This is a genomic window from Halobacillus alkaliphilus (assembly GCF_900113125.1).
Lineage (GTDB): Bacteria > Bacillota > Bacilli > Bacillales > Halobacillaceae > Halobacillus > Halobacillus alkaliphilus.
This window is the reverse complement of sequence record NZ_FOOG01000016.1, coordinates 40954-64133: the sequence shown is the minus strand read 5'-3', so window position 1 is coordinate 64133 and position 23180 is coordinate 40954. Positions and strand designations below refer to the sequence as shown.

Sequence of the window (23180 nt, the reverse complement as noted above, 5' to 3'; positions counted from 1 at the left end):
GAATCGAGAGGAAAATAATTACTATGTACCTAGCCAAATGTTAATTTTACCTTCTTAGATTTGATTTTGTATGGAAGAGTATAACATCTAAACAATTGTTGCATATTCTAAAAAAATTTTTATATATCTTGATATTGAATCTAAAAGTAGAGGGCGGAATTTCTTAAAAGGGTACTCGTTCTTATTACATAAACCGACGTAGTACGGAATTATTTCAATTAATGCCTGAGCCTCCTTTTTAACATGTTAAAAAGGAGGCTCAGGCACTTTTATTTAGATAATTTGTTGGGGAAGAAACAAAAACTTAAAACTTTTTTCAGACCTCGTACGAATATATAAATAGATACAGAGCAGAAAGCATGAGGAGAATCACATGAACAGAGAGAAACGGTGGATCAAGGCGGTACAAAAACACGGAAATAAACATAGCGCTAATCAGCTCATAGAAGCCTATTATAAAGAAATTTTCGCCTACGTTTATAAACAAATGTATGACAAAGAGACGGCGAAAGATGTCACTCAGGAAATCTTCATTAGTATGTTAAAAAGCCTTTATCGTTATGATGGCCGATCTTCGTTTCGCACCTGGCTGTACATGGTGGCGAAATCCCGGGTGATTGATCATTATCGTTCAAAGCAGTTTAAAGAGGCGACCCAGGGTGTTTCGGCTGAAGAGGAGCAGATAGAGGATAAGTCTGACTTCACCGAAAGACTTGCTACTCGTGCTGAAGCTGAGAGAGCGCTTAAATTGTTGGAAAGCTGTGCACCTGAAGAAGAGCGTATCGTCCGAATGAAACTCTTGGGCGAGAGAACGTTTCCTGATATTAGTGCGGAGACAGGGCTTACATTATCGACAATCAAAACAAAATATTACCGGACGCTAAAGTTCGTGAAGAAGGCGTTAAAGGAGGAATACTGGAATGAATGACAAACAAGAGAGAATTCCATATCCAAATGAGTCAGAATTGGATAGAGAAGTAAAGTGTATAACATCACAGGGGTTAGAGACGACCCCGTCTTTTTTCGTAAGCATTTCCCGAATAGTCAGAGAAGTGGGGATGAAACATATTTTCCGGGATGCGACTGAAATGTTATTTATACTTATCATGGCTGTCATTTCCTTGCTGGGGTTTTTAACCGTCACATCCGGCTGGCTCCCATGGCGGGAAGTCAATATGTATGTAATCTCTTTCACTGGCGCACCGTTTATATACGGTGTCCTTGTTTATTTCTTTTTTATACGGAAAAAACAAGAGCCGACTTTTGAAGTAGAAATGACGTGTAAATACAATCTGAGAATCATAGCTACCGTTCGAATGCTCCTTTTCAGTTTTATCAGTCTAATGGTTAACGGATTGGTTATCTTCGCAATGACGGTACCTTTTGAGTTTGATGTATGGTTTGCGTTTCTTTTGTCTGTGGCTGCCCTTTTCCTTTGCTCTACCGCTTATCTATATATTCAACATTCATCAGAGCATGTATGGTCTCCTGTAGTTGTGATCGGAGGATGGATTGTCGGCAATGTGTTTTTGGCAGGAGTTTTAGGAAGTAAATATGATCTGTTCCTCCTGCAGATTCCGTTTTATATTTATTTAGTGATTGCAGTTGGAGCGGCATTTTTATATCTGCAGCAAACCGTAAGATTTCTTCACAAAACGAAAGCCGGAGGAGGCCACTTATGCTAGAGGTACACCGTGTTACTAAAAACTTTAGGCAATTTACTGCTTTAGAAGGGATAGATCTACAGTTTGACCGGGGTATTTATGGTCTGCTTGCCCCCAACGGCGCTGGGAAAACTACTTTAATCAAAATGCTCGTCACTTTAATTTTCCCAACTAAAGGAGAAATCACCTACAATGGTGAAAACATCATCGATTTGGATGAGAAATATCGTGATATCCTAGGCTATCTCCCGCAGGAATTCGGCTATTATAAAAATTATTCACCAGAAAAATATCTTATTTATCTAGCTTCCCTTAAAGGATTAACCAAAAGCGAAGCTAAAGAGAAAATCCCTGAGCTGCTTGCTCTTGTTGGACTCAAGGATGTAGCAAATAAGAAAATGAAAAAATTCTCTGGTGGTATGATTCAGCGAGTCGGGATCTGTCAAGCACTATTAAATGACCCGCAGGTTCTCATTCTTGATGAGCCGACAGCCGGCCTGGATCCTAAAGAAAGAGCTCGCTTCAGAAAGATATTATCTAATCTGGCTCGTGAGCGGACCATTATTTTATCGACCCATATCGTATCGGATGTGGAATCGATTGCCAATGAAATCGTTATGATTAAGAATAAGCAGGTTCTTTATAAGAAGAGGCAGGAAGACCTGTGTCTCCTTCTTGAAGGAAAACTTTTCGAAACAAAGATTCCGTTTGAAGAAGTGGAGCAATTCCGGGCGGATTACTCCGTTCTTGCTGAAAAGCAGGAAGAGGGTAAGATGATGATGCGCTTTGCTGTGGAGAAAGGAGATAGGGATCAAGGGTGGACAACCGTGAGTCCAACGCTTGAGGATGTCTTCCTCTATATATTCGAGGAAGAAACCGATTTGACTGGTGGCATTGTATGATCAAATACGAAATGAAAAAGGTATTTCAATCTCCCTTGTTACTTGGTCTTCTCCTTTTTTTCACCAGTATTAATGTTTTACTTATGGCTGACCATATTCCATCTCGCGGGAGTGTGAATGTTCTATCAGATATTGTAGGTACATACGGAGAGAAGGCCACGGAAGAAACGTTACACTCCATGGAAAGTGATCTTCAAGAGGGTTTGGTGTGGAGCAACTCCCATGTTGAGGGGGAAAGGTATCAGTCGCTGAATGAAGCTCTCAATGATTCGGACGCCCCTTGGAAAGAAAGTATTCCTCAGAAGCGTTATGAACAGCTTCAGATTCTGCATTTATACAGTCAGACTGGCAGCCAGGCGGACGCTTTTTATAGAGAACTCGATTTTACTACATTCAGTTCATCCGTCATACAACAGCACGGGCTAAGTGGAGGAGCTGCTGACACGGTACGCTCTCAATTCAAAAAAATTGAGGGGCGGAAACAAGAAGTGGCAGCTAATGATGAGCACCTCGCTTTCTTTTTTCATGGTCTTACCTTTAAGATGCACACTTTCCTGTTTAAAGAGATAGGTCTCATCCTTCTCTTTGAAGTGATGGCACTTGTAGTTTTACTGTCCGCTTATGTAAGCACCTATGAGTTTGAGCAAAGAACCGATCTCGTCGTTTTCTCTACTAAGCGTGGGCGGAAATTGATGAGAGATAAACTTGCCGCATCATTATGTTCGGCTGGTATTTTTGCAGGTGGGCTTACCGGGTTGACGCTTCTTGTCTATTTCATTCTATTTGATTACAGTCAATTGTGGCACTCTTCCTTCAGTAACTATTTCATGAGGGAGACCCCAGTGCCTTACATATCCTGGTGGAATCTGTCTTTTATAGAATATGTAGGCTTGTTTGTAGCTTTAGTTATAGCGGTCCAACTGATTTTTAGTGCTATAAGCTGGTTATTGTCGATATGGTTGAAAAATAGCTACCTTGTCTATTTAGCATTTGCGGTTGTACTCGGTCTGTTTCTTTGGATTCCGGGATTGGTGCCGGGGCATAGTCCTCTTATTTTTGCTGCTCAGTTCAGTCCATTCATTCTCATGCTGAATCCTCATGCCTGGTTTACTGTGAACAATCCGATGACAATGTTTTCTTACTATGAGCTAATGACCATTTTGAGCTGGGGCATCGGTCTTGGTGGACTTAGCCTATTCCGTCTGCACCGCTTTAAATACCAGGCAATTTCATGAGGAGGGTTAGGATGTCTGTATTTTTACACGAATTTAAAAAACTTTGGAATCCCAAGGTATTGCTGGCAGTTCTGCTTATCAGTCTGTTTTTTTATGAATTTTTTCTCAGTTTTCATATTGAATACTTTCCCAATGGCAGACCTGCTCTCGACATGCAGCAAATCTATGCAGAAATGATCGAGGATTATGGACACGAAATGGATGAAACAGAATTCAAAGACTTTCAAAAAAAGTTGGAAGCTGCGAAGGAAGAAGCTGGAGTTTATTTGCAGAACAATGATACTGCTCAGGAACTTGGAGTTACTTCTTATGAAGAATATCGAAAACTTTATAATGAAGCTGAGAATGGTATAGATGTTCATGAAAAGATAGATAAACTTCATGCGGAAATTATGTTTGATAAAGACATTGATGTTTTTTGGGAAATACAAGGTTTTAAAACAGTACAGTCTCATTACAATCGCAGAGGACAGTGGAACATAAAGGATACCAAATACTCTTCTGCCCAAAAAAAGGCAGAGCAGATTTACAAGGAGACGGATCTTCAGTCCATCCTCCCCTTTCAAATATACGAAAACTACAAAAACCTCATTCAATACACAGGAATCTTAATTGTGATCGTCATTTTTATAGTGATCGGTCGTTTGTATCTTCCAGATCAGAAAAAAGGATTACTTCAGCTGCAATATACCTCTAAAATGGGAAGAGGGTTGTTCTGGTCAAAATTTTCAGCCGGTTTGATGACTACCTTTTTACTGACAACGATGTATCTCGGCGTCTTTTTCCTTCTCTATTCAAAAAATGATACGAGTATGTTCTGGTCGAGTGAACTCAGCTCCTTTAGTTTTGGATGGCCATTGTTGAGCTGGTATGATTTCACGTTTTTGGAATACATAGGGGTGACGGTGGCGATCATCTACACGCTTGCCTTTTGCACAGCTGTCATTAGTGCCATGATCTCCCGAATGGTATCCAGTTATATGGTTTTGGTTGGGCTGCAGATTCCGGCGGCCATACTGTTAATACTATTGATTTCTTCTTTTCTGCTAGTTTATGTATTTAGTCTTACGAACGCATTATGGGTGTATTGGGTGATTCTTGTTGGTTTGATTGCCGGATCAGGAGGATTTCTTTTCTTTAGAAGCAGGAGAGAGCAAAGGGTGGATATTACTTAACTGGGTTTATAATTCATAAATTAATTCCTTGATCAGGTTAGTTATATAATTAGAATGTCTTAAAATCGTTTTTTTAAAAGAGGACGATTCCTCGTAGGATACTCGGCCTAATTTAAATAATTATAGAGAAACTGAAATATTGGAGGAGTTTAATGAAAAGAAAGTCACCAATGATTATTGCTATTGCTGCGGTTTCAGGCGGTGGAAAAACGACAATAGCTTCTTGTGTAAAAAGGAAATTACCAAATAGTAAAACGATATATTTTGATGATTATGATTTTGATGGTCCTAAAGACATAACTAAATGGATTGATAATGGCTGTAATCCTGATGATTGGGACTTATCACCACTTATTAGAGACATAAATCAGTTAATTACTGAACGTCGAGACTACATAATAGTAGATTTTCCATTTGCCTATTTACATAGTCAAACAAGTAGTCTCATTGATTTTGCAGTGTTTATTGATACTCCATTGGATATTGCAATGGCACGCAGAATCCATAGAGATTTTAAGAGTGGTTCTGCTGAGGAGATATTACTGGATTTAGATAACTACTTAGCTGGAGGGAGGCGAGGTTATCTTACTATGTTAGATACGACAAAACCAAATTCTGACCTAATTGTAGACGGGACACTACCTAAATTTGAGATTGCAGAAATTATTACTCAAGAAGTATTGAACATAGTATGATGGTTTAGTCGATGGAAAGGAAGTGTTTCAATTGGAAGTAAAAATAGAGCCGTTAAAAGGATTCACTCCACAAATAGGTCACCTAGTGTCACAAATGAACTATGTGAGAAAAACAACGTTAGAAGCTATATCAGGCCTAACAACCTCTGAATTGGATTTTTTACCAGGTAAGGAGGGTAATAGTATTGGAGCCCTTTTATTCCATATAGCTGCTGTAGAGAAAGGATTTCAAATAGAAATTTTCGAAGGCCGAAGTCCAAATGAACAGGAAATGTTGGAATGGGGATCTCCTTACAGTCTTGGAGAAAAAGGAAGAAAATACATTAATGGATATTCACTGGATTTTTATATCACCAAACTTGAAGAAATTAGACATAGAACACTTCAGAAATTTGCGACGTTGACTGATGATTGGTTATACGAAAACAGGCTATGGGACAATTATTCCTCTAATAACTACTTTATTTGGTTTCATGTTTTTGAAGATGAAATCAATCATAGAGGTCAAATAAGAATAATTAGAAAAATGCTATCAAAAGAGTAAATTTGAATTCGAGTCTTACACAAATGGCGGCGATTGCTTAACAAAAGCAATCGTCTTTTTCTTAGCACTTGGATAGTTTTTAAATTTACTATCAAGGTAATAGACTTAAAAAAGAAAATGGAGGTCTCGAATGAATGATATCGTAATAACCATAATCATTGTTCTATTAGTCGCTGGAGGTTGGGGAGCTATTATTCTTAAAGATTTTGCTAATGTAAAAGGCAAACTTAAGGGAAACTGGGTTCATACAGGAGCTGCTATAATATTTGCTTTATTAATCATTTGGATAGCAACAAGCTTTTGATTAGAGTATGAGGGACGAGCTTTTTCTTGGAATCGTGTCTATAGTTTCAGTTTCTGAGTTTAATGAATGAGAATAAATCTTGAATAATTAGAGAGTGTGGAGTTATTTTATTCGAGACGTTTAGAGGAGGAGGGATTCACTTACTGGATAGAGAATAATAGAGTATAACTTTAAAGGGAGTGGAGTAGAGTGTTCACTAAAGTGGGTCAAATTATGTTATATGTTGATAACCAGGATGAAGCAGTGAACTTTTGGACAGAGAAATTAGGGTTTATTGTGACTTCAGAAGAAAACAACGATGGCGGAATGAGATGGATAGAAATAGCCCCAAAAAAAGGGGCTGAAACGACTATTGTTCTTCATAACAAAGAGGTCGTGGCTAACATGTCTCCAGGAGTAAACCTTGATACACCTTCTTTAATGTTCTACTCTGATGATTTTGAACACCTACATCAAGATTTGCAAAACAAAGGAATAACCGTGGGTGAAATTGTAAATATGCCATCGGGTAGAGTATTTAATTTTGCGGATAATGAAGATCATTATTTTGCTGTGATGGAAAAGTAGTCATATAGTGTGTAGAGGGATTAGTGGGCAAGGACTAAATAATAACATTTCTGCTAGAAACATCAAAAGTTGAGAAGGTGTAATAGCTTAACAGAAATGCAGGATTAATTTTAAGGGCCGTCTTTATTGTAAATCACCGGCGTTTTGTATTGCCATTGGTTCCATTTAGAATCATCTGCAACTAGTTCCACCATAAAATGACTCACGTTAATCCTGCTGGTTTTCCCGGCATTGAATAGGGGACCTCTAATCTTGGATTCATAAATTTCATAGGAACTCTTTTCCATCTCATTAATTAAAGAGTCGGGGCGCACGGCAATCCAATTGATATTTTTGTCCTCTTGGCCTGTCGTGATAACCAGATGATTGGCAGCTTTGACATTGTCCCGATGGGGTGGAAGTAAAAGCGTGAGAAATGAAAAAATGATTTTTTCTGCTATTGAATTCTTCTCTCCGGATAAAGGGTTCGTATAAGCGGTTGTACTCATAAGTATAAGTTTCATATTTTTAGCAGGATCTTTTTTGATTGTCTCTGTAATCCTCTTTATCGTATCAAATACCAAATAGCGAGGGTTGCCAAACATCCCTTTGAAGGAAACATTGTGACCAAGGCAGGAGATAATGATTGTACAATCGTGTAAAAGAGCGCTCATATCAGAGTCAGTTAATTCGTTGATATTGCCCTTCACGGTTTCCACTAGTGAATGGTCTTGTATCTCATGAGAAAGAACGGCTGTCTCCCGGATGAGAATGCGCGTATTGATTTGTCTTTTAATCAATTGCATGACGACTTGTTTACCGGTAGCTCCGCTTGCTCCAAGAACTAATACTCTCATAGAATCCCTCCTGCTATTTTCAAGCACTCGTATTTCCTACTCATTTATTCGCCTAACAAAAAGTAATTCCTCTTTAAAAAAGTAAAAAAGTTCGCTGGAGTGAGCGTGAATCCTAAAAACAGATTCCAACAAGAGTGGCTTACTTTCCTTTTTTCTAGATAATGGATGAAAGTAAGAAGTTCATCTTAAACTATGTTTGGATGGGCCTAAAAATTTCAGGAGGCATAACCATGACAAAGAGTAATAAAAAGACGGTATCCAAGGATCAAAGTGAAGAATTATTAAAGGTATTGAAGGATCGTTTTGAACATAACATGCACCGTCATGAAGGGTTTGAATGGAATGCTGTTCAGGTGAAACTTGAGGCTGATCCTGAAAAATTGTGGTCGCTGAATGAGATGGAAAGAACAGGCGGTGAACCTGATGTAGTGAGGTATGATGAAAAAGAGGACACATACATTTTTATGGACTGTGCAGCGGAAAGTCCTAAAGGCCGCCGAAGCGTTTGTTACGATCGTGAGGCGCTGGAGGCAAGAAAAAAATTCAAGCCTGAAAACAGTGCGATCGATATGGCCGCTTCCATGGGGATTGAGATCTTAACAGAGGAAGAATATAGAGGGTTACAGAGAATCGGCGAGTTTGATAAGAAAACATCGAGCTGGGTACAAACTCCGTCTGCTATTAGAGAGCGCGGGGGAGCACTTTTTTGCGATCGTCGTTATGATCACGTCTTCGTCTATCACAATGGGGCAGAATCATACTACGCTGCCAGAGGCTTTCGTGGCTCGCTGAGGGTCTAGAGTTAATGGACGCAAGAAATTATACTCTTATGAGAGGCAAGACCAAATAGGGTTTCACCTCTTTTTCTTTCTTTAAAACAGATCAATTTGAAACTTCTCAGCGTGTGCTACCTAAATAAGTTAGCTAGCTACTGAGGAGGTGAAACTAGAGGGATAGCTTCGTGGCTTATTAGGGTTTGTAATCTTCCTAGCTGTCGGAGGTTTTAAAAGGATGAAAAAATAAATGATAAGTTATGATCGACATGTATATTCATTACTACTTTACACTAAGCCCCTTTATACATCATAAAAAGCCAGTTTTTCGGGTCTTCACCGGCTCTTTATGATATAAGGTGAAAGGTGGGCTCAAGCCAATTATACTGCTGATTTAATCCGTAGCAGATATATACTCAAGGGATATAGGGTCATTCTTTTCCATGGTAGCTTTATATAAAGTGATTTCACCCGCCGGCGGTTCGGGGGCGTTCGAGTTACTTTCGAAATTTTCATTTAATGCAATGGTCCATTTCGCTTCGTTGTTTTCCATTAATACTAATGCCAGTGTTCCAAATTGAACCATATTTTCATGAGTATAATGTTCCGTTTCTCCTTTGTGTTCGATGACTATGCCTTCTGAGCTGTTCGTCACCTGAGCCGTTTCCCCTTTCCACTGGCCGCGAGTCATAGAGGCAACGTACGAGTAAGAGATTCCGCCATCACGCGCTCCATAGGTGCCAATATATTGATGAAGGGTGCGATCGGTAGCCTCGTAGGTTACGGCAGCGATATCTTTCTCCAGCCATTTCACCTTATAATCCCCACTGGTCTGGTAAGGCAGATCTTCCTTAGGGCGGACAAAAAGCCCATAGCGTGTTCGATAATAGGCTGCCTGACTAGTGTCGCTGTCCTCTTTAATGACTAATTGATGGTTGAGTTCTGGTGAGAAGCTGATTACTTGTTTCGTTTCATAACTGTGGTTAATCATTAAGCCCGCCTGCAGAAGGATAAGAGCTGCAGCGAAGCTTGAGATTATGATCTTCCACTTTTTCTCAATCGTCAAAAGGAGAAAGATAGTAAGCGTCATAAAAACGATAATCAACAGATTGATGACGTAAAAAAGCCGGTTATCTATGTACTCCACGGAATAGTTGTTCTCAAGGAGGAAGTAGACTCCCTGGACGCAGCACAATCCAATGGCTGCTAGGAAAAGCAGCCAGCCGATGATTTTCTTTCCCTTTTTATTCGCTCGTTTCATTCGGATCGACCTCCTTAGAAAACTCCCATGTGCTGCCCTGGTCGTGAGATATGAATTTCCCTTTCACGCGACCGCCCTGATAATCGCCGTTCGGACCTTGTTTAATAAGGACAGCGAGGTGATCTTCTTCTTTAAACGGAACTTCAGCCATTACAAAGTGTTTCTCGTACTTCTCAGGAACGAGCACGTTTGATTTATTCCATGAATCCCCGCCATCCTGCGTAACATATAGGTCAGGTTCCTCAGGATTGATCGTTCCATAGGAGAGAAATCCTGTATTCTTATCGACAAAACCTCCATCAAAAATTAAACGGGTCGTATCCGGACGGGCCGTCTCCCTCCAGTTTTCACCACCATCGCTTGTCGTGTACACAGTAGTCCATTCCTGTGACATGGTACGATCACCTGAAATAATGACATAGCCAAAGGATTCATTGGTAAAGTCAACTTTTCTAAAACGCAGCGGGGCATACTCTTCCTGTACCATTGCGTCTTGCCATGTGGCTCCTTGATTTAACGAATAGAGCAGTTGAACTCTTTTGCCGTTTTGACCGTTATCTTCCGTGTACAGGAATGCCGTACGGTTCTCATTCAGAATATAGCTGTTAGGAATAAGCTCCTGCTCGCTTCCGCCATACTCTCCTTGAAATAACTTTTCTTTTTCAATAGGAACCTCCGTCCAACTTTCTCCGCGATCATATGTAATCTGCAGCTGATCGTTTTGGAAGGAATACCCTATCGGCTCCTGTTCGTAAATCGGCTCCAGCGATTCGGGCTGGGGAGACGATTGTAGCGCCTGTTCCTGCACGGGAGGCGGGGCAGCAGGTAATGGGATGTTCGACGACTTTTCAAAATAGATCGTGCCAGCAAGTAGGCCAGTGCTCATTATGCAGGCAGTGCCTATGATTATTTTTTTCACATGATCCGCCACCTTTTCCAATATTATCAAAAAATCCTGCAAATGAAGCATAACAGAAAAGGTTTTATATTGCTTTTCTGATTACTTGTTGACCACATTCAAATATAGGGAGAGAAATAGTGGCGGGGAATGTGGTTAGAGTAAAAAAAGACAGACCTGAGCGAGCGTGCTCAAGCCTGTCTTTTTAAGTTTCATTTTGCTATTCTGCCTCTACGACAATTTTCCCGATCATTTTTCCGCTTTCCACTTTTCGATGAGCTTCTCGCAGCTGCTCGGCATTCAGGCCGGTCAGTGTTTCTGTCAAAGTGGTTCGGACGGAGTTATTATCTATTTTTTCAGCGATTCTGGTTAAGATTCGCTGCTGTTCCTGCATGTCTTCCGTCTCGAAAAGAGGGCGGGTGAACATGAATTCCCAGACAAAGGCAGCGCTTTTTTGCTGCAATGCGGTAAGGTCCAATGAGTCCTCCGTTTCTACAATGCTACAGATTTTCCCTTGTGGTGCTATGGCTTCTGTCATGTTGTCCCAGTGTTCAGCTGTAGAGCTTAAACAGAAAATATAATCGACTTCCTCGATTTCTAACTCTCGAAGCTGCTGTGGGAGCGGCTTGCGATGGTTAAGAGTGTAATGAGCGCCGTGATCTTTCGCCCAGTTTACGGTCTCTTCTCTTGAAGCCGTGCCGATAACGGTGAGGCCTGCGTCATTGGCGAGCTGGGTGGCAATGGAACCTACGCCGCCTGCTGCTCCAATAATAAGGATGGATTTTCCTTTATTTTTGTCTTGATCTGTTGAGACGCCCAATCTTTCGTATAGAGCTTCCCACGCGGTCAGGCCTGTTAAAGGCAAAGCGGCTGCTTCCCTGAAGGACAGAGTCTGCGGTTTCCTGGCAGCGATACGTTCGTCTACAAGGTGATAGTCGCTGTTCGTACCTGGACGACTGATCACGCCAGCGTAATAGACTTCATCACCAGGCTCAAAAGAAGTGACGTCTTCACCAACGCTCTCTACTACGCCTGCTGCATCATAACCAAGAATTTTCGGCTCATCTTCATCTTCTCCGTTGGCCCGTACTTTTGTATCTACAGGATTTACAGAAACGGCTTTGATTTTTACGAGAATATCATGGCCCGAAGCCTCGGGCTTGTCTACGGTGACATCGATGAGGCTATTATCTTCAGAAATGGGTAAATGCTGATATAATCCCACGGCATTCATATGTTCCGTCATGCTATCATCCTTTCTTTACTATCCTTACTTCATCTTCCACTTAAAAAGAGTAGTGAAACGCAGGCAATACGCCCGATAGGAAGGAGCGTTGATTTTTGTAAACTTGTTAGAGATACAAACTGGGTTCTGCAGGAAGCTCATTCATTCATCATCCCCATGTACATATGCTATGATAATAGAAAATTAGATTTCAGGGGGATACGTTTTTGGATATTCAGTTTATTAAATGCCATGGTTCTGGTAATGACTTTATTTTGATTGATGAGCTAACGCACGGTTACACGTTTACCGAACAAGAAAGAGAGGACCTTTCCATTTTATTATGTGATCGGAACGATGGGATTGGTTCTGATGGCATCCTATTCGTAATGAACAGTGACAAAGCGGAAGCAAGAATGCGTATGTTTAATTCGGATGGCACGGAAGCGGAAATGTGCGGCAATGGCCTGCGCTGCGTGGCGAGGCATATGCTCGAAAAAGAGGGGAAGACCCATATTGCGGTTGAGACAGAAAAAGCAGTGCTTGCTGTCAGCCAGGTGGAAGAAATTTTTCCAGGGATTGATACATTTTCGGTCGCCATTGAACCGGTATCGTTTGAGCCTGCTTCGCTTCCGGTCCGCGTGGATGCCGAGCCAGCTTCGAAAACGACTATTCCAGGCCTGCCCGAGCATTTGACCTTCACGGCTGTAAGCGTACCGAATCCTCATATCGTTGCCATTGTGGAAGACATTAACCAAGAAGAACTTGCCGAGGTAGGGGAAAAAGCGAACCAGTTACCTGAAGTATTCCCTAATGGAGTGAACGTCAGCTTTATGAAGCTCTTAGAAAAAAATAAAGTCTTCGTCCAGACGTATGAACGTGGGGTTGGTCTGACCAATGCGTGCGGAACGGCTATGTCTGCTTCTTCTCTTGTTTCCACCATTCATGGACCGAATGCAACAAGCGAACCGATTATAGTTATCAACAAAGGCGGACTTGTAAACTGTGTGGTAGAGAAAGAAAAGGAAAGTTTCTCCATTCAGCTAAGAGGGAATGCAACGAATGTATATGAAGCCGTGGTGCAGCTCGACTGGAATACACGTACTTTTCACGTGGAAAATAGGAAAGATTTTACCGAAGAACAGACGAAATATGAAAAACTAGAAGCTTATGCAGCTTCACAAATAGGTGGTGACTCTTAATGATCAAAACGTTTGATGTGAAAACTGACAACCATGACCAGATGATTGATGTTACGTCTAAAGTTGAACAATGGATCAAAGAGGAAGGGATAACCGATGGTGTCGTCATCGTGTCATCGAAGCATACGACAGCCGGCTTAACGGTAAATGAAAATGCCGATCCTGATGTAAAAACGGATATGCTGCGCCGCTTCAGGGAAGTTTACCCGTGGGATATGGCAGAAGATCGTCATGCTGAAGGGAATACAGCTGCGCACATGAAAACAAGTACAGTCGGCCACTCCCAGACGCTGATTATTGAGGACGGAAATCTTGTTCTCGGCACATGGCAGGGGCTGTATTTCTGTGAATTTGATGGCCCTCGAAGCCGTAAGTTTACAGCGAAAATATTGAAGTGATAGTGTCGCCCGAGTGAATACATGCTCGGGCGCTTTTTTTATATAAAATAATGGTATGGAGCGGTCTTACCAAACCTTTATGTAGATTGCATTTAATATTCGTATGATATAAGTCCCGTTTCACACTATATAGATTAAATCGAGCCGTAATTAATGAAAGAACTGATAAACGAGCAGCAGTTGTAAAGGAGTACCTTTAATAGGGTCATGTAAAATATTTGTAATAATTGCTTTTGAATTGATCCTTAAGAATATGTATTGTAAAATAACTGAAATAAACGAACAGAAAGAATAGTTTGATATATAAAAAGATTAATGAGGAAAAGCATCTTCATCCTCAAGATTAAGCAGAAAATTTTTAAATAAGTATTATCTCATTCAACTACATTATTAAACTTTTTCATTTAGAAATAGAAAGGTATATAATAAGTCTAAAAGGGAGGGGAAACATCATGACATCGTCACTAAGCGGAACATTATTCCTATCCAAACTTATCACTCAATATGCTCATTTACATGAACGCACTGTCGGCAGACATGCAGAAGAATATATACGGAAATTAGGTGTTCGAACAGGGGAATGGATCGAGTCATTCTATAGCGAGAAAAGTGAACGGTGGTCCGTAGAACGCTACGCCGAAGTTATTGTAGATATAAAAAATTCTATCGGCGGCCATTTCCAAATCGCGGAAGTACACCCGGACAAGGTGATAGTTAAAGCGACAGGGTGTCCTTTTGGGGATGTTGTCAAAGACGCTCCTCACCTATGCGCCATGACTTCGAGTGTCTTTGGAGGCATCGCTGCGCGACGGATGGGTTATGGAAAAGTCAATTTGAGAAAACGGATTGCCAAAGGTGATGCCGGCTGTGAAGTAGTCATTTACTTTCAACCGACAGACGAGGAAGAGGGAAAAGTTTATGAAAACCTGCCTATCACTCCTTCCTATGGAAATCCTTTTATCTGGGACGAAGAAGCGATCGAATCATTAGGAGAAGAACTCCGGAAAAGTGATGAGATGGTTGTAAAATTACTGGACGAACTGGAGTCTTTAAAAGAAGAAGTCGAAACACTAAAAGCTGAAAAGAAATCACTCACATGATTGTAGGAAGGACTTTGCGATAGAGGCAAGGTCTTTTTTTGTGCCACTGAAGCGAGATTGAATGCCCGGACGGCCCAATCGAGTGCGCAGACGGTTCAATTGAGTACACGGACGGCTCAATTGAATGAGCGGACGGCGCAATCGGGTGCCCGGACGGCCCAATCGAGTGAGCGGACGGCGCAATTGAGTGAGCGGACGGCGCAATTGAATGAGCGGACGGCCCAATCGTGTGCCCGGACGGCTCAATCGAGTGTGCAGACGGCTCAATTGAATGCACGGACGGCCCGATTGAATTTGCGGACGGCTCAATTGAATGCCCGGACGGCTCAATCGAGTGCGCAGACGGCCCAATCGAGTGCGCAGACGGCCCAATCGAGTGCGCGGACGGCTCAATTGAGTGAGCGGACGGCCCGATTGAATGCCCGGACGGCTCAATTGAATGAGCGGACGGCGCAATCGAGTGCGCGGACGGCCCAATCGAGTGCGCAGACGGCCCAATCGAGTGCGCGGACGGCTCAATTGAGTGAGCGGACGGCCCGATTGAATGCCCGGACGGCTCAATTGAATGAGCGGACGGCGCAATCGGGTGCCCGGACGGCTCAATCGAGTGTGCAGACGGCTCAATTGAGTGCGCGGACGGCTCAATTGAATGCACGAATGGCCCAATCCACCAGTTCAAATGAGTACTGAAGTAGGATATAAAGTATGTCGAATGCTGCAGCATAGCTAAAATATCCATCTCGTATATACAAAAAAACGGCACAGAGCTTATTTCAAAGCTCTGCGCCGTTTAGTAAGATCAGCACATGGAATCTTTCGGACTAGGATTCTTCAAGCCAAACAACGGGCGGATAAACAATGCGAGATACGTGCCGGCAAGCGCCATAATCATCCAAACCCAGCCGTGGAGACTGAAGGAGGCGATGCCGCCGAAATAAGCGCCGATGTTACAGCCAAAGGCGAGACGCGCTCCGTATCCCATCAAGCCGCCGCCTATTATAGAAGCGGCTGCGACGCCGGGCTTGATTTTTCCTGGCTTGAAGTTCCCCTGGAAGGAAGCAGCAATGAATGCGCCTAGAATAATACCGAAGTTCATCACGCTGGTGGAATCCGCCAGTACGGTTTTATTCAGCGCTTCCGTACCTCCCTGCCAGTACGTCCAGCTCGCGACGTCCACGCCGAAGATCTGAAGAAACTTAGATCCCCATAGCGCGAATGCGGAAGTAATGCCCCAAGGATTGCCACGCACAGAGAGGGTGATCGCGTTCAAGATACCGAGAATAACGGCAGCGACAAGGAGCGGCCATGCGCCTCTCCAAAGCTTTTTCCAACCACTGGTTGTCGTCAGCGGCTTCATTTGCGGTGGATTTTTTTTACGAGCAAATTTAACGGTGGCTCCGTAGATGCCAAGGAAAATAAGAATCTGCAGAACCCAGCCGCCGAAGTAGCCTAAGCCTGTGCTTTCTGCAAGTGAAATGGCCGGCAGGGACGGAAGATCGCGCCAGAAGCCAATGTGATAGGCGCCGAGTACAGATCCACCGATAAATCCAAGAAGCGTTATAACCATGGAAGATTTACCGCCGCCAACTGTATAGAGTGTACCAGATGCGCAGCCGGAACCCATTTGCATGCCAATTCCGAACATGAAGGAACCAGCGACGACGCTTAACCCGGCTGGAAAGACGTATCCTTGCGGTGCAACACCTGTAAAGCTGAAGCCGGTTGCTAAAATGATGGCAAACAGCGTGGTAGCAACGGCGAGCATGAGCATGTGAGCCTGAAGCCCCTGCACGTTTCCAACGGAAATTAATCGTCTAAAGGCAGAAGTGAAACCAAAACGAGCGTATAACAAGGCTAAACCAAAGGCTAGACCTATAATGAAAAGAACACCTTGCGTCCAGGTGGTAACTTGAACAATCGTGATGAATAGCAGTGCAGATATAAGAACACCCAGCCAAACGAACGGTTTTTGAACAGGTTCCAGTTCGCCAAAAGCGGTGGAAGACTGCCGATTTTCGTAGCTGGTTTGAGAAACAGCTTGAGCCATAAGTTAAAACCTCCTAATTCCTATTTGTTTACTTTGTTTTTTAACTTTCATTATTGTAAGGGATTGTCCTTCTAAATGTAAATCGTTGTGCATAAAATGTGATAAATAGAAAAGAAATACAGTCTTAACGAAGACTTAACACTTTCAGTTTTGGACAAGTGGTACACTATGAGCGAAGACAGGACAACTGATCAAAAATTATATTTGGAGGGATGTCTTATACCTGTCGCTTACCTAACTTTCAGTCGTTGGTTTTTCCTTGGATCCATTAAATCAAGTCGAAGAACTTCCTGGCGAACATCTGGCGCACCTCCCCCAGCGTAAGTACATAATAAAGCCGCGTCCTTTAAAGGAGCGGCTTCTTTTGCGTATTTCAGGATTAAAGCAGAGTCGGGGAGGGTAAAGAATAAATATCTTACATAAAAGGAGTGGTACGATGGCAAGTAAGAAAGAATGGCAGGTAGTCTTTTTACTCGATAGTAAACGGGTAATCACACATGATTTGGATTTAAGTGAGGCCATGGATCAGAGAGAGGCTTCTGAATTTATTGTGAAACAATTGGACCGCGGTTCCTGGTGGTTCCTTGAGGACGGAGTCGTGCTGCATACGAATGCTGTCGAAGGCTTCTATTTAGAAGAAGGTGCCGACCGAACTGATTTTTCCAGAGAATAAGGATAAAAGCCCAGCTTCATTAGAAATGGAGCTGGACTTTTATTTGTAAAAGTAAGTGAAGAATCAGCGACCCTACAAAGGCAGTTCATTCAAGTGAATGGTACTATTTCGAGAGGATAGAAAAAGTAAGAAAGATGAACCCCCTGGTTTGCTAACCAGGGGGTTGTTACTTATTCACTATAAGCTTTTCGGAGCTGCTAACTAGGAGTGAAGGATTTCGACCTGCACGTCCCGGCGTCCAAAATCGAACGCTTCGTCTTTTTCAGGAAGGAAGACATCGATGCGGCGTCCTTCGATGTCAGCCCCGATATCGCCGGCAATGGCTACGCCGTATCCAGGCACTCTCACTTTAGAACCAAGGGGAATCACGTCTGGATCTACGGCAATCACTTTTTTGTCCGGATTTTCGCGGAGATCAATTCCTGTAGACGTTTTGCCGCTGCACCCGTCACAAAAGGCTGTGTAAGCGGTAGCCTCTACGGTCACGGTGCGTTTTACTTCGGATTTAGATTTATCTTCTTTAGCTTTTGATTCGGATTGTTTCTTTTCTTCTTGTTCAAATCGTTTATGAGTAGTAGATTTTTTATTGATTTCGGAGGATTTCTTATTAACTTCCTGCGCTGTTTCAGCTGGCTTGTCCAGTTCTTCGGCAGCAATGGTTGATTGGGAATGAGGGCTGAAACTTAAGATTCCTAAGGTGTAAAAAGCAATAGAAAAAAGTAGAATCCAGGATTTCTTCATGACGATTATCCCCTTCCAAAAGTTTTACTGTATGGAGTATAGCAGTTGGATGGATGTATATACAAGATAAATCATGAGACATTTGTATTACATTTATGTAACAAAAAGTATTGGTTTTTCTCGGTCAAATGGAAGAGCCGCATCCCACCGTTGCGACTCTCAAAAATGTTATTTGGACGTGCCTCTTCTTTTCTTTCCGCAACAGGAAGGACGTGAAGGTTTTCTTTTTGGCTGATTGTTGTTGGGACGATTACTCATACAATCACTCCTCTCGCTTGTGAGATACTTTTAGTCTATGCAGCATCCCTATGTTCTGGCCGTGCTCCTCTCACGATTCTTCTTGCGCAGGGAATAATTTCATGGCTTCCCACATGGAATAATAGTAAACAATGTTAGGGAAAGGTGGACTCCATACATGAACAGTCTTTCTTACCAGGGACTGGTGCGGGATCATCAGGAAGGACGTACCATTACGGTTCACGGCACGGGCCAGGTACTCACTCGGCCGGACGCAGCCAGTGTACAAATTGGGTTCGTTAATCAGGATACGGACATTAGGAAGGCTCAAGGGTTAAACAGTTCGACGATCCAGAAGATTACCAATGCGCTTATTCAAGCAGGGGTTCCTCAGGAGAATATCCAGACGGCTGAGTATTCCGTAACGCCTCAGTATGAGTATATTGACGGGAAGCAAGTATTCAGGGGATATGAAGTAAGTCATATTCTTGCTGTGACAATCGAAGACGTAGATCAAACCGGTTATATTATCGATACGGCTGTATCGCAGGGAGCGAACCGGATTACCAGTATTCAATTCACGCTTAAGCGGCCTCAAGCTGCTTATCAAAAAGCTTTGCAAATTGCCCTTGGGAACGCTTTAGCAAGTGCTCAGACAATGGCTAACACGATGAATCTTAAGCTGGATCAAACCCCGATCCAGATCGTAGAAAAAGATGGAGGAAGAGCGGTTCCACGCTCATTTGCTCAAGCCGATATGGTAAGCAGTGGTGCTGCTCCAATTGAGCCGGGAGAACTAAAGACCTCGGCGCGGGTAGAGGTGAAGTTTCAATATTATTCATAATGATTAATATGAACAATAAAAAAATTATGTAAACTATGGGTGACTTTTATTCTGGGCTTTTTATATAGAGCAGGTTGGTTTACACACTAGCTTCCCACTCTTGATAAAGTAGGTGCCCGCTGTCTGTCGTCGGTCTTTCGCTTGTAACCATTTTTTTAGCCAGTTATCAACGGCCACTTCTTTTACTTTCTTAGCGGTGGTTTACGGAATCCGAATGTTCCGGAGTATCGATGGTTATGATACCTGTACAAACGGCAGGCTTGGACCAGTTAAGTTTAAAAATGATTCCGCAGGAACGGCCATGGGGAGCACAATGAGGCAGATTGCCGGCTCGATCAGCGATCCTCGTAACCGCCATGACGAAACCAGTGGACAGATTGAAGGCGTAAATACAGCCTTCTGGGCTGCGACCATTATGGCGCTCGCCGGATCCATCCTGTCTTTCTGCATCACAAATTCAAAACCAGAGTAAACGTAAGAAAGAAGCACAGTCCCAGGGGGCTGTGCTTCTTTTTCATTTTATGGAACCAGTTCTGGATAGGCGAATAGGGTACATGAGAAGAATTTTAGTATCATTTTTTTAATAGGCACATAAAATATTACTACAACTAAAAAAGTTGCATTAAGGAAAAACTTGATTTACAATGATTCTAGATTAGACAGAGAAGAAAGGGAGAGGCAAATAGAAAATTTATTATTAGCTTTTGGATTAACCCTGCTTGCCGGGTTAGCCACTGGTATCGGAAGCGTACTAGCTTTCTTTACAAAGACTACAAATACTAGATTTCTTTCATTGGCACTTGGTTTCTCAGCAGGTGTAATGATTTATGTATCCATGGTCGAGATTTTCTTCAAAGCACAGGATTCGCTTGTAAATGCCATGGGAGAAGTGCCAGGTAAATGGGTCACGGTTGCCGGTTTCTTCGGTGGAATGGTAGTCATTGCAGTTATTGATAGATTGATTCCAAAAGCAGGAAATCCGCATGAAGTGAAAAAAGTGGAAGATATGTCGGCTTCCGAGCCAGCGGTCGATCAATCTCATCTACTAAAAATGGGAACGTTCACGGCACTCGCGATTGCGATACACAACTTTCCAGAAGGGATCGCCACTTTCACAGCGGCCTTAAATGATCCCAGCCTCGGGATCGCAATTGCAGCTGCGATCGCTATTCATAACATACCGGAGGGGATCGCTGTTTCCGTCCCCGTCTATTTTGCGACAGGAGATAAGAAAAAAGCTTTCAAACTTTCTTTTCTTAGTGGCCTATCCGAACCGGTCGGCGCTTTGCTTGCGTATTTAGTCCTAATGCCATTCTTGAATGATGTAATGTTCGGAGTCTTATTCGCTGGAGTTGCCGGAATCATGGTGTTTATTTCACTGGATGAACTACTTCCAGCTTCCCGCCGATACGGCGAAGCTCATTTATCCATCTATGGAGTGGTAGCGGGTATGGCAGTTATGGCATTGAGTTTGCTTCTGTTTATTTAAATATAAATTACGACACTATTGTAGGGCCAGGATCGATGGGTGACGGCCCAATTAAGGTGGAGTACGGCCCAATTGAGGTGGAGCACGGCCCAATTAAGGTGGAGTACGGCCCAATTGAGGTGGAGCACGGCCCAATTGAGGTGGAGCACGGCCCAATGGAGGAGGGCGACGGCCCAATTGAGGAGGGTGACGGCCCAATTAAGGAAGAGCACGGCCCGATTAAGGTGGAGCACGGCCCGATTGAGGAGGGCGACGGCCCAATTGAGGAGGGTGACGGCCAAATTGAAGTAGAGCACGGCCCAATCAAGTCAGAGCACAGCCCAATCAAAGCATTTAATCGATAGGGATGAAAGAGCGAAGATTTGATTTCCCAGCCATCAATTTTTCAGAAAAGCATCCAAAACAGAGTCTTCCAAAAAAAGAATAATAAACCGTCCGATTGATAGTTGATTGGACGGTTTTTTGTATGCTCTGTTTTAAGTGAAGCTTGCTGCTTTCTCATTCCCACCCAGATCGCAGAGACCGTCATAGTGTCAATTTGAAGAGATATTCATTTGACATTTCGTCCATTGATGTTGGAATTTTCTGAATTTATAATGAATCTGAGCAAAAAGAACAGAATCTACCAATTGAGGTGAAAAGATGGAGACAACTTTCTCGAAGTCGAATCAGGTGGTCATTCAGAATTTTATTAATGGAGAATGGGTTTCGTCTGAAAGCGGGCAAGTGGAGAATGTGCCTAACCCCGCTACAGGAGAAATCATCGCAAGTGTTCCTATTTCATCGAAAGAGGACGTAAATAAAGCCGTACAATCGGCAAGACAGGCATTTAAAGACTGGAAGAAGACACCTGTTCCTAAGCGAGCACGGATTATGTTCAAATACCAGCAGCTTCTCACAGAAAATCGTGATGAATTAGCCAAAGTGCTGACCCAGGAGAACGGAAAAACGAAAAAAGATGCGACAGGGGAAGTCCAAAGGGGAATCGAATGTGTAGAATTCGCCGCCGGAGCACCGAGTTTAATGATGGGGGACGTGCTGCCGGATATTGCGGAAGGCATTGATTCCGGGATGTACCGCTATCCGGTCGGTGTAGTCGGAGGGATCACGCCTTTTAACTTCCCGATGATGGTACCTTTATGGATGTTTCCACTTGCGCTGGTGTGCGGCAATACCTTTGTACTGAAGCCTTCCGAGCGGACACCGATTCTTGCGAAGATGTTAGTGGAGCTTATGCATGAAGCCGGTTTGCCAAAAGGTGTACTGAACCTGGTGAATGGTGCGCATGATGTAGTGAATGGTCTCCTTGAACATGAAGAGATTGATGCGATATCTTTCGTCGGATCTCAGCCCGTAGCAGAATATGTATATAAAACCGCGGCGAACCATGGAAAACGTGTACAGGCCCTTGCCGGTGCCAAGAATCACTCCATCGTATTGCCGGACTGCAACCTCGATAAGTCTGTCGAGGGCATTGTTAATGCAGCTTTCGGGAGCGCCGGGGAGCGCTGTATGGCATGTTCCGTAGTAGTAGCAGTCGGCGAGATTGCGGATCCACTAGTTGCCAAACTGAAAGAGGCGGCTGATCAGTTGAACGTAGGAGATGGGCTGGCGGAAGAAACGAACTTAGGGCCGTTAATCCGTGAGTCCCATAGAGACCGAGTGCTCGGTTATATTGAAGCCGGAGAAGAAGAAAACGCGAAGCTTGTGCGCGACGGCCGGGTAGAACTCCGTGAAAATGAATCGGGCTATTTTCTCGGGGCGACGATTTTCGACTACGTAACCGAAGATATGAAGATTTGGAAAGATGAAATCTTCGCACCGGTTCTAAGTATTGTACGTGCGGATACTTTAGATGAAGCCATCGAAACGGCCAATAAGTCCGAATTTGCGAATGGCGCTGTAATCTATACCTCAAGCGGCAAGGCTGTGCAGCAGTTCAGAGAAGAGATGGACGCGGGCATGCTTGGCGTCAATGTGAACGTTCCTGCCCCTATGGCTTTCTTTCCTTTCTCCGGTAATAAAAAATCATTTTATGGAGATCTGCATGCCAACGGGAAAGACGGATTGAATTTTTATACGAAGCGGAAAATGCTGACGCAGCGCTGGTATTAATGGACTGAAAAAGCGGAAGACTTAAAGGCTTCCGCTTTTTTCAATTCTTTCCATTAGACACCCTGCTGTTCTAATTAATCCTTTCATTCGTGCTTACATACCAACCCTTTATTTTTACAAAACGCACAGTCGTTCCAAATTAACATTTTACAGTATGTATAATGGCAAATTTATAAACTTAAGGTAAAGTGTATATAAATTACAAAATATTCAGCAAATAAAGAAAATTTAAAATAATCTCTGGGGAGGTGAAGA

At 42.9% G+C, this 23180-nt stretch carries 26 protein-coding genes; 20 read left to right on the top strand and 6 right to left on the bottom strand.

Annotated elements, in window-relative coordinates; genetic code table 11:
• The first annotated feature begins 373 nt into the window (after window positions 1-373).
• The 9 genes from BMZ06_RS10540 (at window position 374) to BMZ06_RS10505 (ending at window position 7086) form a co-directional block, all read left to right on the top strand.
• Window positions 374-928 carry an RNA polymerase sigma factor gene (locus tag BMZ06_RS10540; protein ID WP_089752004.1) on the top strand — a complete coding sequence of 185 codons (555 nt, stop codon included), beginning with the start codon at window positions 374-376 and terminating at the stop codon, window positions 926-928.
• Window positions 921-1685, top strand: a complete 765-nt coding sequence (locus tag BMZ06_RS10535; protein ID WP_089752003.1) for a hypothetical protein — start codon at window positions 921-923, stop codon at window positions 1683-1685. Before BMZ06_RS10540 ends, BMZ06_RS10535 begins: the two co-directional genes overlap by 8 nt.
• On the top strand, window positions 1679-2566 hold the full coding sequence (locus BMZ06_RS10530) for an ABC transporter ATP-binding protein (RefSeq protein ID WP_089752002.1): 888 nt from the start codon (window positions 1679-1681) through the stop codon (window positions 2564-2566). The genes BMZ06_RS10535 and BMZ06_RS10530 overlap by 7 nt, the downstream gene beginning before the upstream one ends.
• A complete protein-coding gene (locus BMZ06_RS10525; protein ID WP_089752001.1) occupies window positions 2563-3801 on the top strand; it encodes a hypothetical protein in 1239 nt (412 codons plus the stop codon). Before BMZ06_RS10530 ends, BMZ06_RS10525 begins: the two co-directional genes overlap by 4 nt.
• An 11-nt stretch (window positions 3802-3812) precedes the next feature.
• Window positions 3813-4976 carry a hypothetical protein gene (locus tag BMZ06_RS10520; RefSeq protein ID WP_089752000.1) on the top strand — a complete coding sequence of 388 codons (1164 nt, stop codon included), beginning with the start codon at window positions 3813-3815 and terminating at the stop codon, window positions 4974-4976.
• A gap of 152 nt (window positions 4977-5128) precedes the next feature.
• Window positions 5129-5671 (top strand): nucleoside/nucleotide kinase family protein, encoded by a 543-nt coding sequence (locus BMZ06_RS10515; RefSeq protein WP_089751999.1) that lies wholly within the window; start codon window positions 5129-5131, stop codon window positions 5669-5671.
• Between the two features lie 31 nt (window positions 5672-5702).
• Window positions 5703-6215 (top strand): DinB family protein, encoded by a 513-nt coding sequence (locus tag BMZ06_RS10510; protein ID WP_245755996.1) that lies wholly within the window; start codon window positions 5703-5705, stop codon window positions 6213-6215.
• A 130-nt stretch (window positions 6216-6345) separates the two neighbouring features.
• Window positions 6346-6519, top strand: coding sequence for a hypothetical protein (locus BMZ06_RS20725; protein ID WP_175477865.1), 174 nt, complete (start codon window positions 6346-6348; stop codon window positions 6517-6519).
• A gap of 189 nt (window positions 6520-6708) precedes the next feature.
• Window positions 6709-7086, top strand: a complete 378-nt coding sequence (locus BMZ06_RS10505; RefSeq protein WP_089751998.1) for a VOC family protein — start codon at window positions 6709-6711, stop codon at window positions 7084-7086.
• A gap of 110 nt (window positions 7087-7196) precedes the next feature.
• Here the strand turns inward: BMZ06_RS10505 and BMZ06_RS10500 are convergent, their stop codons facing one another.
• The gene (locus BMZ06_RS10500; RefSeq protein WP_089751997.1) at window positions 7197-7922 is read right to left on the bottom strand and encodes an SDR family oxidoreductase; all 726 of its coding nucleotides are present in this window, start codon (window positions 7920-7922) and stop codon (window positions 7197-7199) included.
• A 230-nt stretch (window positions 7923-8152) separates the two neighbouring features.
• On the opposite strand from BMZ06_RS10500, the gene BMZ06_RS10495 reads away from it, so the two are divergent.
• The gene (locus BMZ06_RS10495; protein ID WP_089751996.1) at window positions 8153-8722 is read left to right on the top strand and encodes a DUF4256 domain-containing protein; all 570 of its coding nucleotides are present in this window, start codon (window positions 8153-8155) and stop codon (window positions 8720-8722) included.
• A 367-nt stretch (window positions 8723-9089) separates the two neighbouring features.
• Here BMZ06_RS10495 and BMZ06_RS10490 read toward each other — a convergent pair whose 3' ends face one another.
• The 3 genes from BMZ06_RS10490 to BMZ06_RS10480 form a co-directional block, all read right to left on the bottom strand.
• Complete coding sequence (locus BMZ06_RS10490) at window positions 9090-9956, bottom strand: hypothetical protein (protein ID WP_089751995.1); 867 nt, start codon at window positions 9954-9956, stop codon at window positions 9090-9092.
• Complete coding sequence (locus BMZ06_RS10485) at window positions 9940-10875, bottom strand: WD40/YVTN/BNR-like repeat-containing protein (RefSeq protein WP_089751994.1); 936 nt, start codon at window positions 10873-10875, stop codon at window positions 9940-9942. Before BMZ06_RS10485 ends, BMZ06_RS10490 begins: the two co-directional genes overlap by 17 nt.
• A 199-nt stretch (window positions 10876-11074) precedes the next feature.
• Window positions 11075-12100 (bottom strand): zinc-binding alcohol dehydrogenase family protein, encoded by a 1026-nt coding sequence (locus tag BMZ06_RS10480; RefSeq protein WP_089751993.1) that lies wholly within the window; start codon window positions 12098-12100, stop codon window positions 11075-11077.
• A gap of 206 nt (window positions 12101-12306) precedes the next feature.
• Between BMZ06_RS10480 and dapF the strand changes: the two genes are divergently transcribed.
• The 4 genes from dapF (at window position 12307) to BMZ06_RS20720 (ending at window position 15469) form a co-directional block, all read left to right on the top strand.
• Complete coding sequence (gene dapF / locus BMZ06_RS10475) at window positions 12307-13281, top strand: diaminopimelate epimerase (RefSeq protein WP_089751992.1); 975 nt, start codon at window positions 12307-12309, stop codon at window positions 13279-13281.
• Window positions 13281-13679 carry a secondary thiamine-phosphate synthase enzyme YjbQ gene (locus tag BMZ06_RS10470; RefSeq protein WP_089751991.1) on the top strand — a complete coding sequence of 133 codons (399 nt, stop codon included), beginning with the start codon at window positions 13281-13283 and terminating at the stop codon, window positions 13677-13679. Before dapF ends, BMZ06_RS10470 begins: the two co-directional genes overlap by 1 nt.
• 452 nt (window positions 13680-14131) lie before the next feature.
• Window positions 14132-14779 carry a methanogen output domain 1-containing protein gene (locus BMZ06_RS10465; protein WP_089751990.1) on the top strand — a complete coding sequence of 216 codons (648 nt, stop codon included), beginning with the start codon at window positions 14132-14134 and terminating at the stop codon, window positions 14777-14779.
• Window positions 14780-15298: 519 nt separating this feature from the next.
• The gene (locus BMZ06_RS20720) at window positions 15299-15469 is read left to right on the top strand and encodes a hypothetical protein (RefSeq protein ID WP_175477864.1); all 171 of its coding nucleotides are present in this window, start codon (window positions 15299-15301) and stop codon (window positions 15467-15469) included.
• A gap of 109 nt (window positions 15470-15578) precedes the next feature.
• On the opposite strand, the gene BMZ06_RS10455 is transcribed toward BMZ06_RS20720, so the two are convergent.
• Window positions 15579-16826, bottom strand: coding sequence for a YeeE/YedE family protein (locus BMZ06_RS10455; RefSeq protein ID WP_089751988.1), 1248 nt, complete (start codon window positions 16824-16826; stop codon window positions 15579-15581).
• 436 nt (window positions 16827-17262) lie between these two features.
• Here BMZ06_RS10455 and BMZ06_RS10450 point away from each other — a divergent pair, with 436 nt between their 5' ends.
• On the top strand, window positions 17263-17499 hold the full coding sequence (locus BMZ06_RS10450) for a hypothetical protein (RefSeq protein WP_089751987.1): 237 nt from the start codon (window positions 17263-17265) through the stop codon (window positions 17497-17499).
• A 201-nt stretch (window positions 17500-17700) separates the two neighbouring features.
• On the opposite strand, the gene BMZ06_RS21205 is transcribed toward BMZ06_RS10450, so the two are convergent.
• Window positions 17701-18240, bottom strand: a complete 540-nt coding sequence (locus BMZ06_RS21205) for a 3D domain-containing protein (protein ID WP_089751986.1) — start codon at window positions 18238-18240, stop codon at window positions 17701-17703.
• A 415-nt stretch (window positions 18241-18655) separates the two neighbouring features.
• On the opposite strand from BMZ06_RS21205, the gene BMZ06_RS10440 reads away from it, so the two are divergent.
• The 5 genes from BMZ06_RS10440 to BMZ06_RS10420 all read left to right on the top strand — a co-directional run bounded on the left by BMZ06_RS10440 (window position 18656) and on the right by BMZ06_RS10420 (window position 22925).
• Entirely contained in the window at window positions 18656-19321 is a 666-nt protein-coding gene (locus tag BMZ06_RS10440; protein ID WP_089751985.1) for an SIMPL domain-containing protein, read from the top strand.
• A 214-nt stretch (window positions 19322-19535) separates the two neighbouring features.
• A complete protein-coding gene (locus BMZ06_RS10435) occupies window positions 19536-19793 on the top strand; it encodes a hypothetical protein (protein WP_089751984.1) in 258 nt (85 codons plus the stop codon).
• Window positions 19794-20003: 210 nt separating this feature from the next.
• The gene (gene zupT, locus BMZ06_RS10430) at window positions 20004-20810 is read left to right on the top strand and encodes a zinc transporter ZupT (protein WP_089752011.1); all 807 of its coding nucleotides are present in this window, start codon (window positions 20004-20006) and stop codon (window positions 20808-20810) included.
• A gap of 155 nt (window positions 20811-20965) precedes the next feature.
• The gene (locus BMZ06_RS20715) at window positions 20966-21154 is read left to right on the top strand and encodes a hypothetical protein (RefSeq protein WP_175477863.1); all 189 of its coding nucleotides are present in this window, start codon (window positions 20966-20968) and stop codon (window positions 21152-21154) included.
• Between the two features lie 298 nt (window positions 21155-21452).
• The gene (locus tag BMZ06_RS10420; RefSeq protein WP_089751982.1) at window positions 21453-22925 is read left to right on the top strand and encodes a CoA-acylating methylmalonate-semialdehyde dehydrogenase; all 1473 of its coding nucleotides are present in this window, start codon (window positions 21453-21455) and stop codon (window positions 22923-22925) included.
• Window positions 22926-23180 lie beyond the last annotated feature (255 nt).

What these genes read in the sequence shown, in the direction of transcription:
- BMZ06_RS10455 (WP_089751988.1), bottom strand. Translation starts at nt 16,826, where the DNA reads ATGGCTCAAGCTGTTTCTCAAACCAGCTACGAAAATCGGCAGTCTTCC.
- BMZ06_RS10470 (WP_089751991.1), top strand. Translation starts at nt 13,281, where the DNA reads ATGATCAAAACGTTTGATGTGAAAACTGACAACCATGACCAGATGATT.
- BMZ06_RS10495 (WP_089751996.1), top strand. Translation starts at nt 8,153, where the DNA reads ATGACAAAGAGTAATAAAAAGACGGTATCCAAGGATCAAAGTGAAGAA.
- BMZ06_RS10420 (WP_089751982.1), top strand. Translation starts at nt 21,453, where the DNA reads ATGGAGACAACTTTCTCGAAGTCGAATCAGGTGGTCATTCAGAATTTT.
- BMZ06_RS10440 (WP_089751985.1), top strand. Translation starts at nt 18,656, where the DNA reads ATGAACAGTCTTTCTTACCAGGGACTGGTGCGGGATCATCAGGAAGGA.
- BMZ06_RS10490 (WP_089751995.1), bottom strand. Translation starts at nt 9,956, where the DNA reads ATGAAACGAGCGAATAAAAAGGGAAAGAAAATCATCGGCTGGCTGCTT.
- BMZ06_RS10500 (WP_089751997.1), bottom strand. Translation starts at nt 7,922, where the DNA reads ATGAGAGTATTAGTTCTTGGAGCAAGCGGAGCTACCGGTAAACAAGTC.
- BMZ06_RS20725 (WP_175477865.1), top strand. Translation starts at nt 6,346, where the DNA reads ATGAATGATATCGTAATAACCATAATCATTGTTCTATTAGTCGCTGGA.
- BMZ06_RS21205 (WP_089751986.1), bottom strand. Translation starts at nt 18,240, where the DNA reads ATGAAGAAATCCTGGATTCTACTTTTTTCTATTGCTTTTTACACCTTA.
- BMZ06_RS20715 (WP_175477863.1), top strand. Translation starts at nt 20,966, where the DNA reads ATGGAGGAGGGCGACGGCCCAATTGAGGAGGGTGACGGCCCAATTAAG.
- BMZ06_RS10520 (WP_089752000.1), top strand. Translation starts at nt 3,813, where the DNA reads ATGTCTGTATTTTTACACGAATTTAAAAAACTTTGGAATCCCAAGGTA.
- BMZ06_RS10450 (WP_089751987.1), top strand. Translation starts at nt 17,263, where the DNA reads ATGGCAAGTAAGAAAGAATGGCAGGTAGTCTTTTTACTCGATAGTAAA.
- BMZ06_RS10535 (WP_089752003.1), top strand. Translation starts at nt 921, where the DNA reads ATGAATGACAAACAAGAGAGAATTCCATATCCAAATGAGTCAGAATTG.
- BMZ06_RS10435 (WP_089751984.1), top strand. Translation starts at nt 19,536, where the DNA reads ATGTTCCGGAGTATCGATGGTTATGATACCTGTACAAACGGCAGGCTT.
- BMZ06_RS10515 (WP_089751999.1), top strand. Translation starts at nt 5,129, where the DNA reads ATGAAAAGAAAGTCACCAATGATTATTGCTATTGCTGCGGTTTCAGGC.
- BMZ06_RS10530 (WP_089752002.1), top strand. Translation starts at nt 1,679, where the DNA reads ATGCTAGAGGTACACCGTGTTACTAAAAACTTTAGGCAATTTACTGCT.
- BMZ06_RS10465 (WP_089751990.1), top strand. Translation starts at nt 14,132, where the DNA reads ATGACATCGTCACTAAGCGGAACATTATTCCTATCCAAACTTATCACT.
- BMZ06_RS10540 (WP_089752004.1), top strand. Translation starts at nt 374, where the DNA reads ATGAACAGAGAGAAACGGTGGATCAAGGCGGTACAAAAACACGGAAAT.
- BMZ06_RS10525 (WP_089752001.1), top strand. Translation starts at nt 2,563, where the DNA reads ATGATCAAATACGAAATGAAAAAGGTATTTCAATCTCCCTTGTTACTT.
- BMZ06_RS10480 (WP_089751993.1), bottom strand. Translation starts at nt 12,100, where the DNA reads ATGACGGAACATATGAATGCCGTGGGATTATATCAGCATTTACCCATT.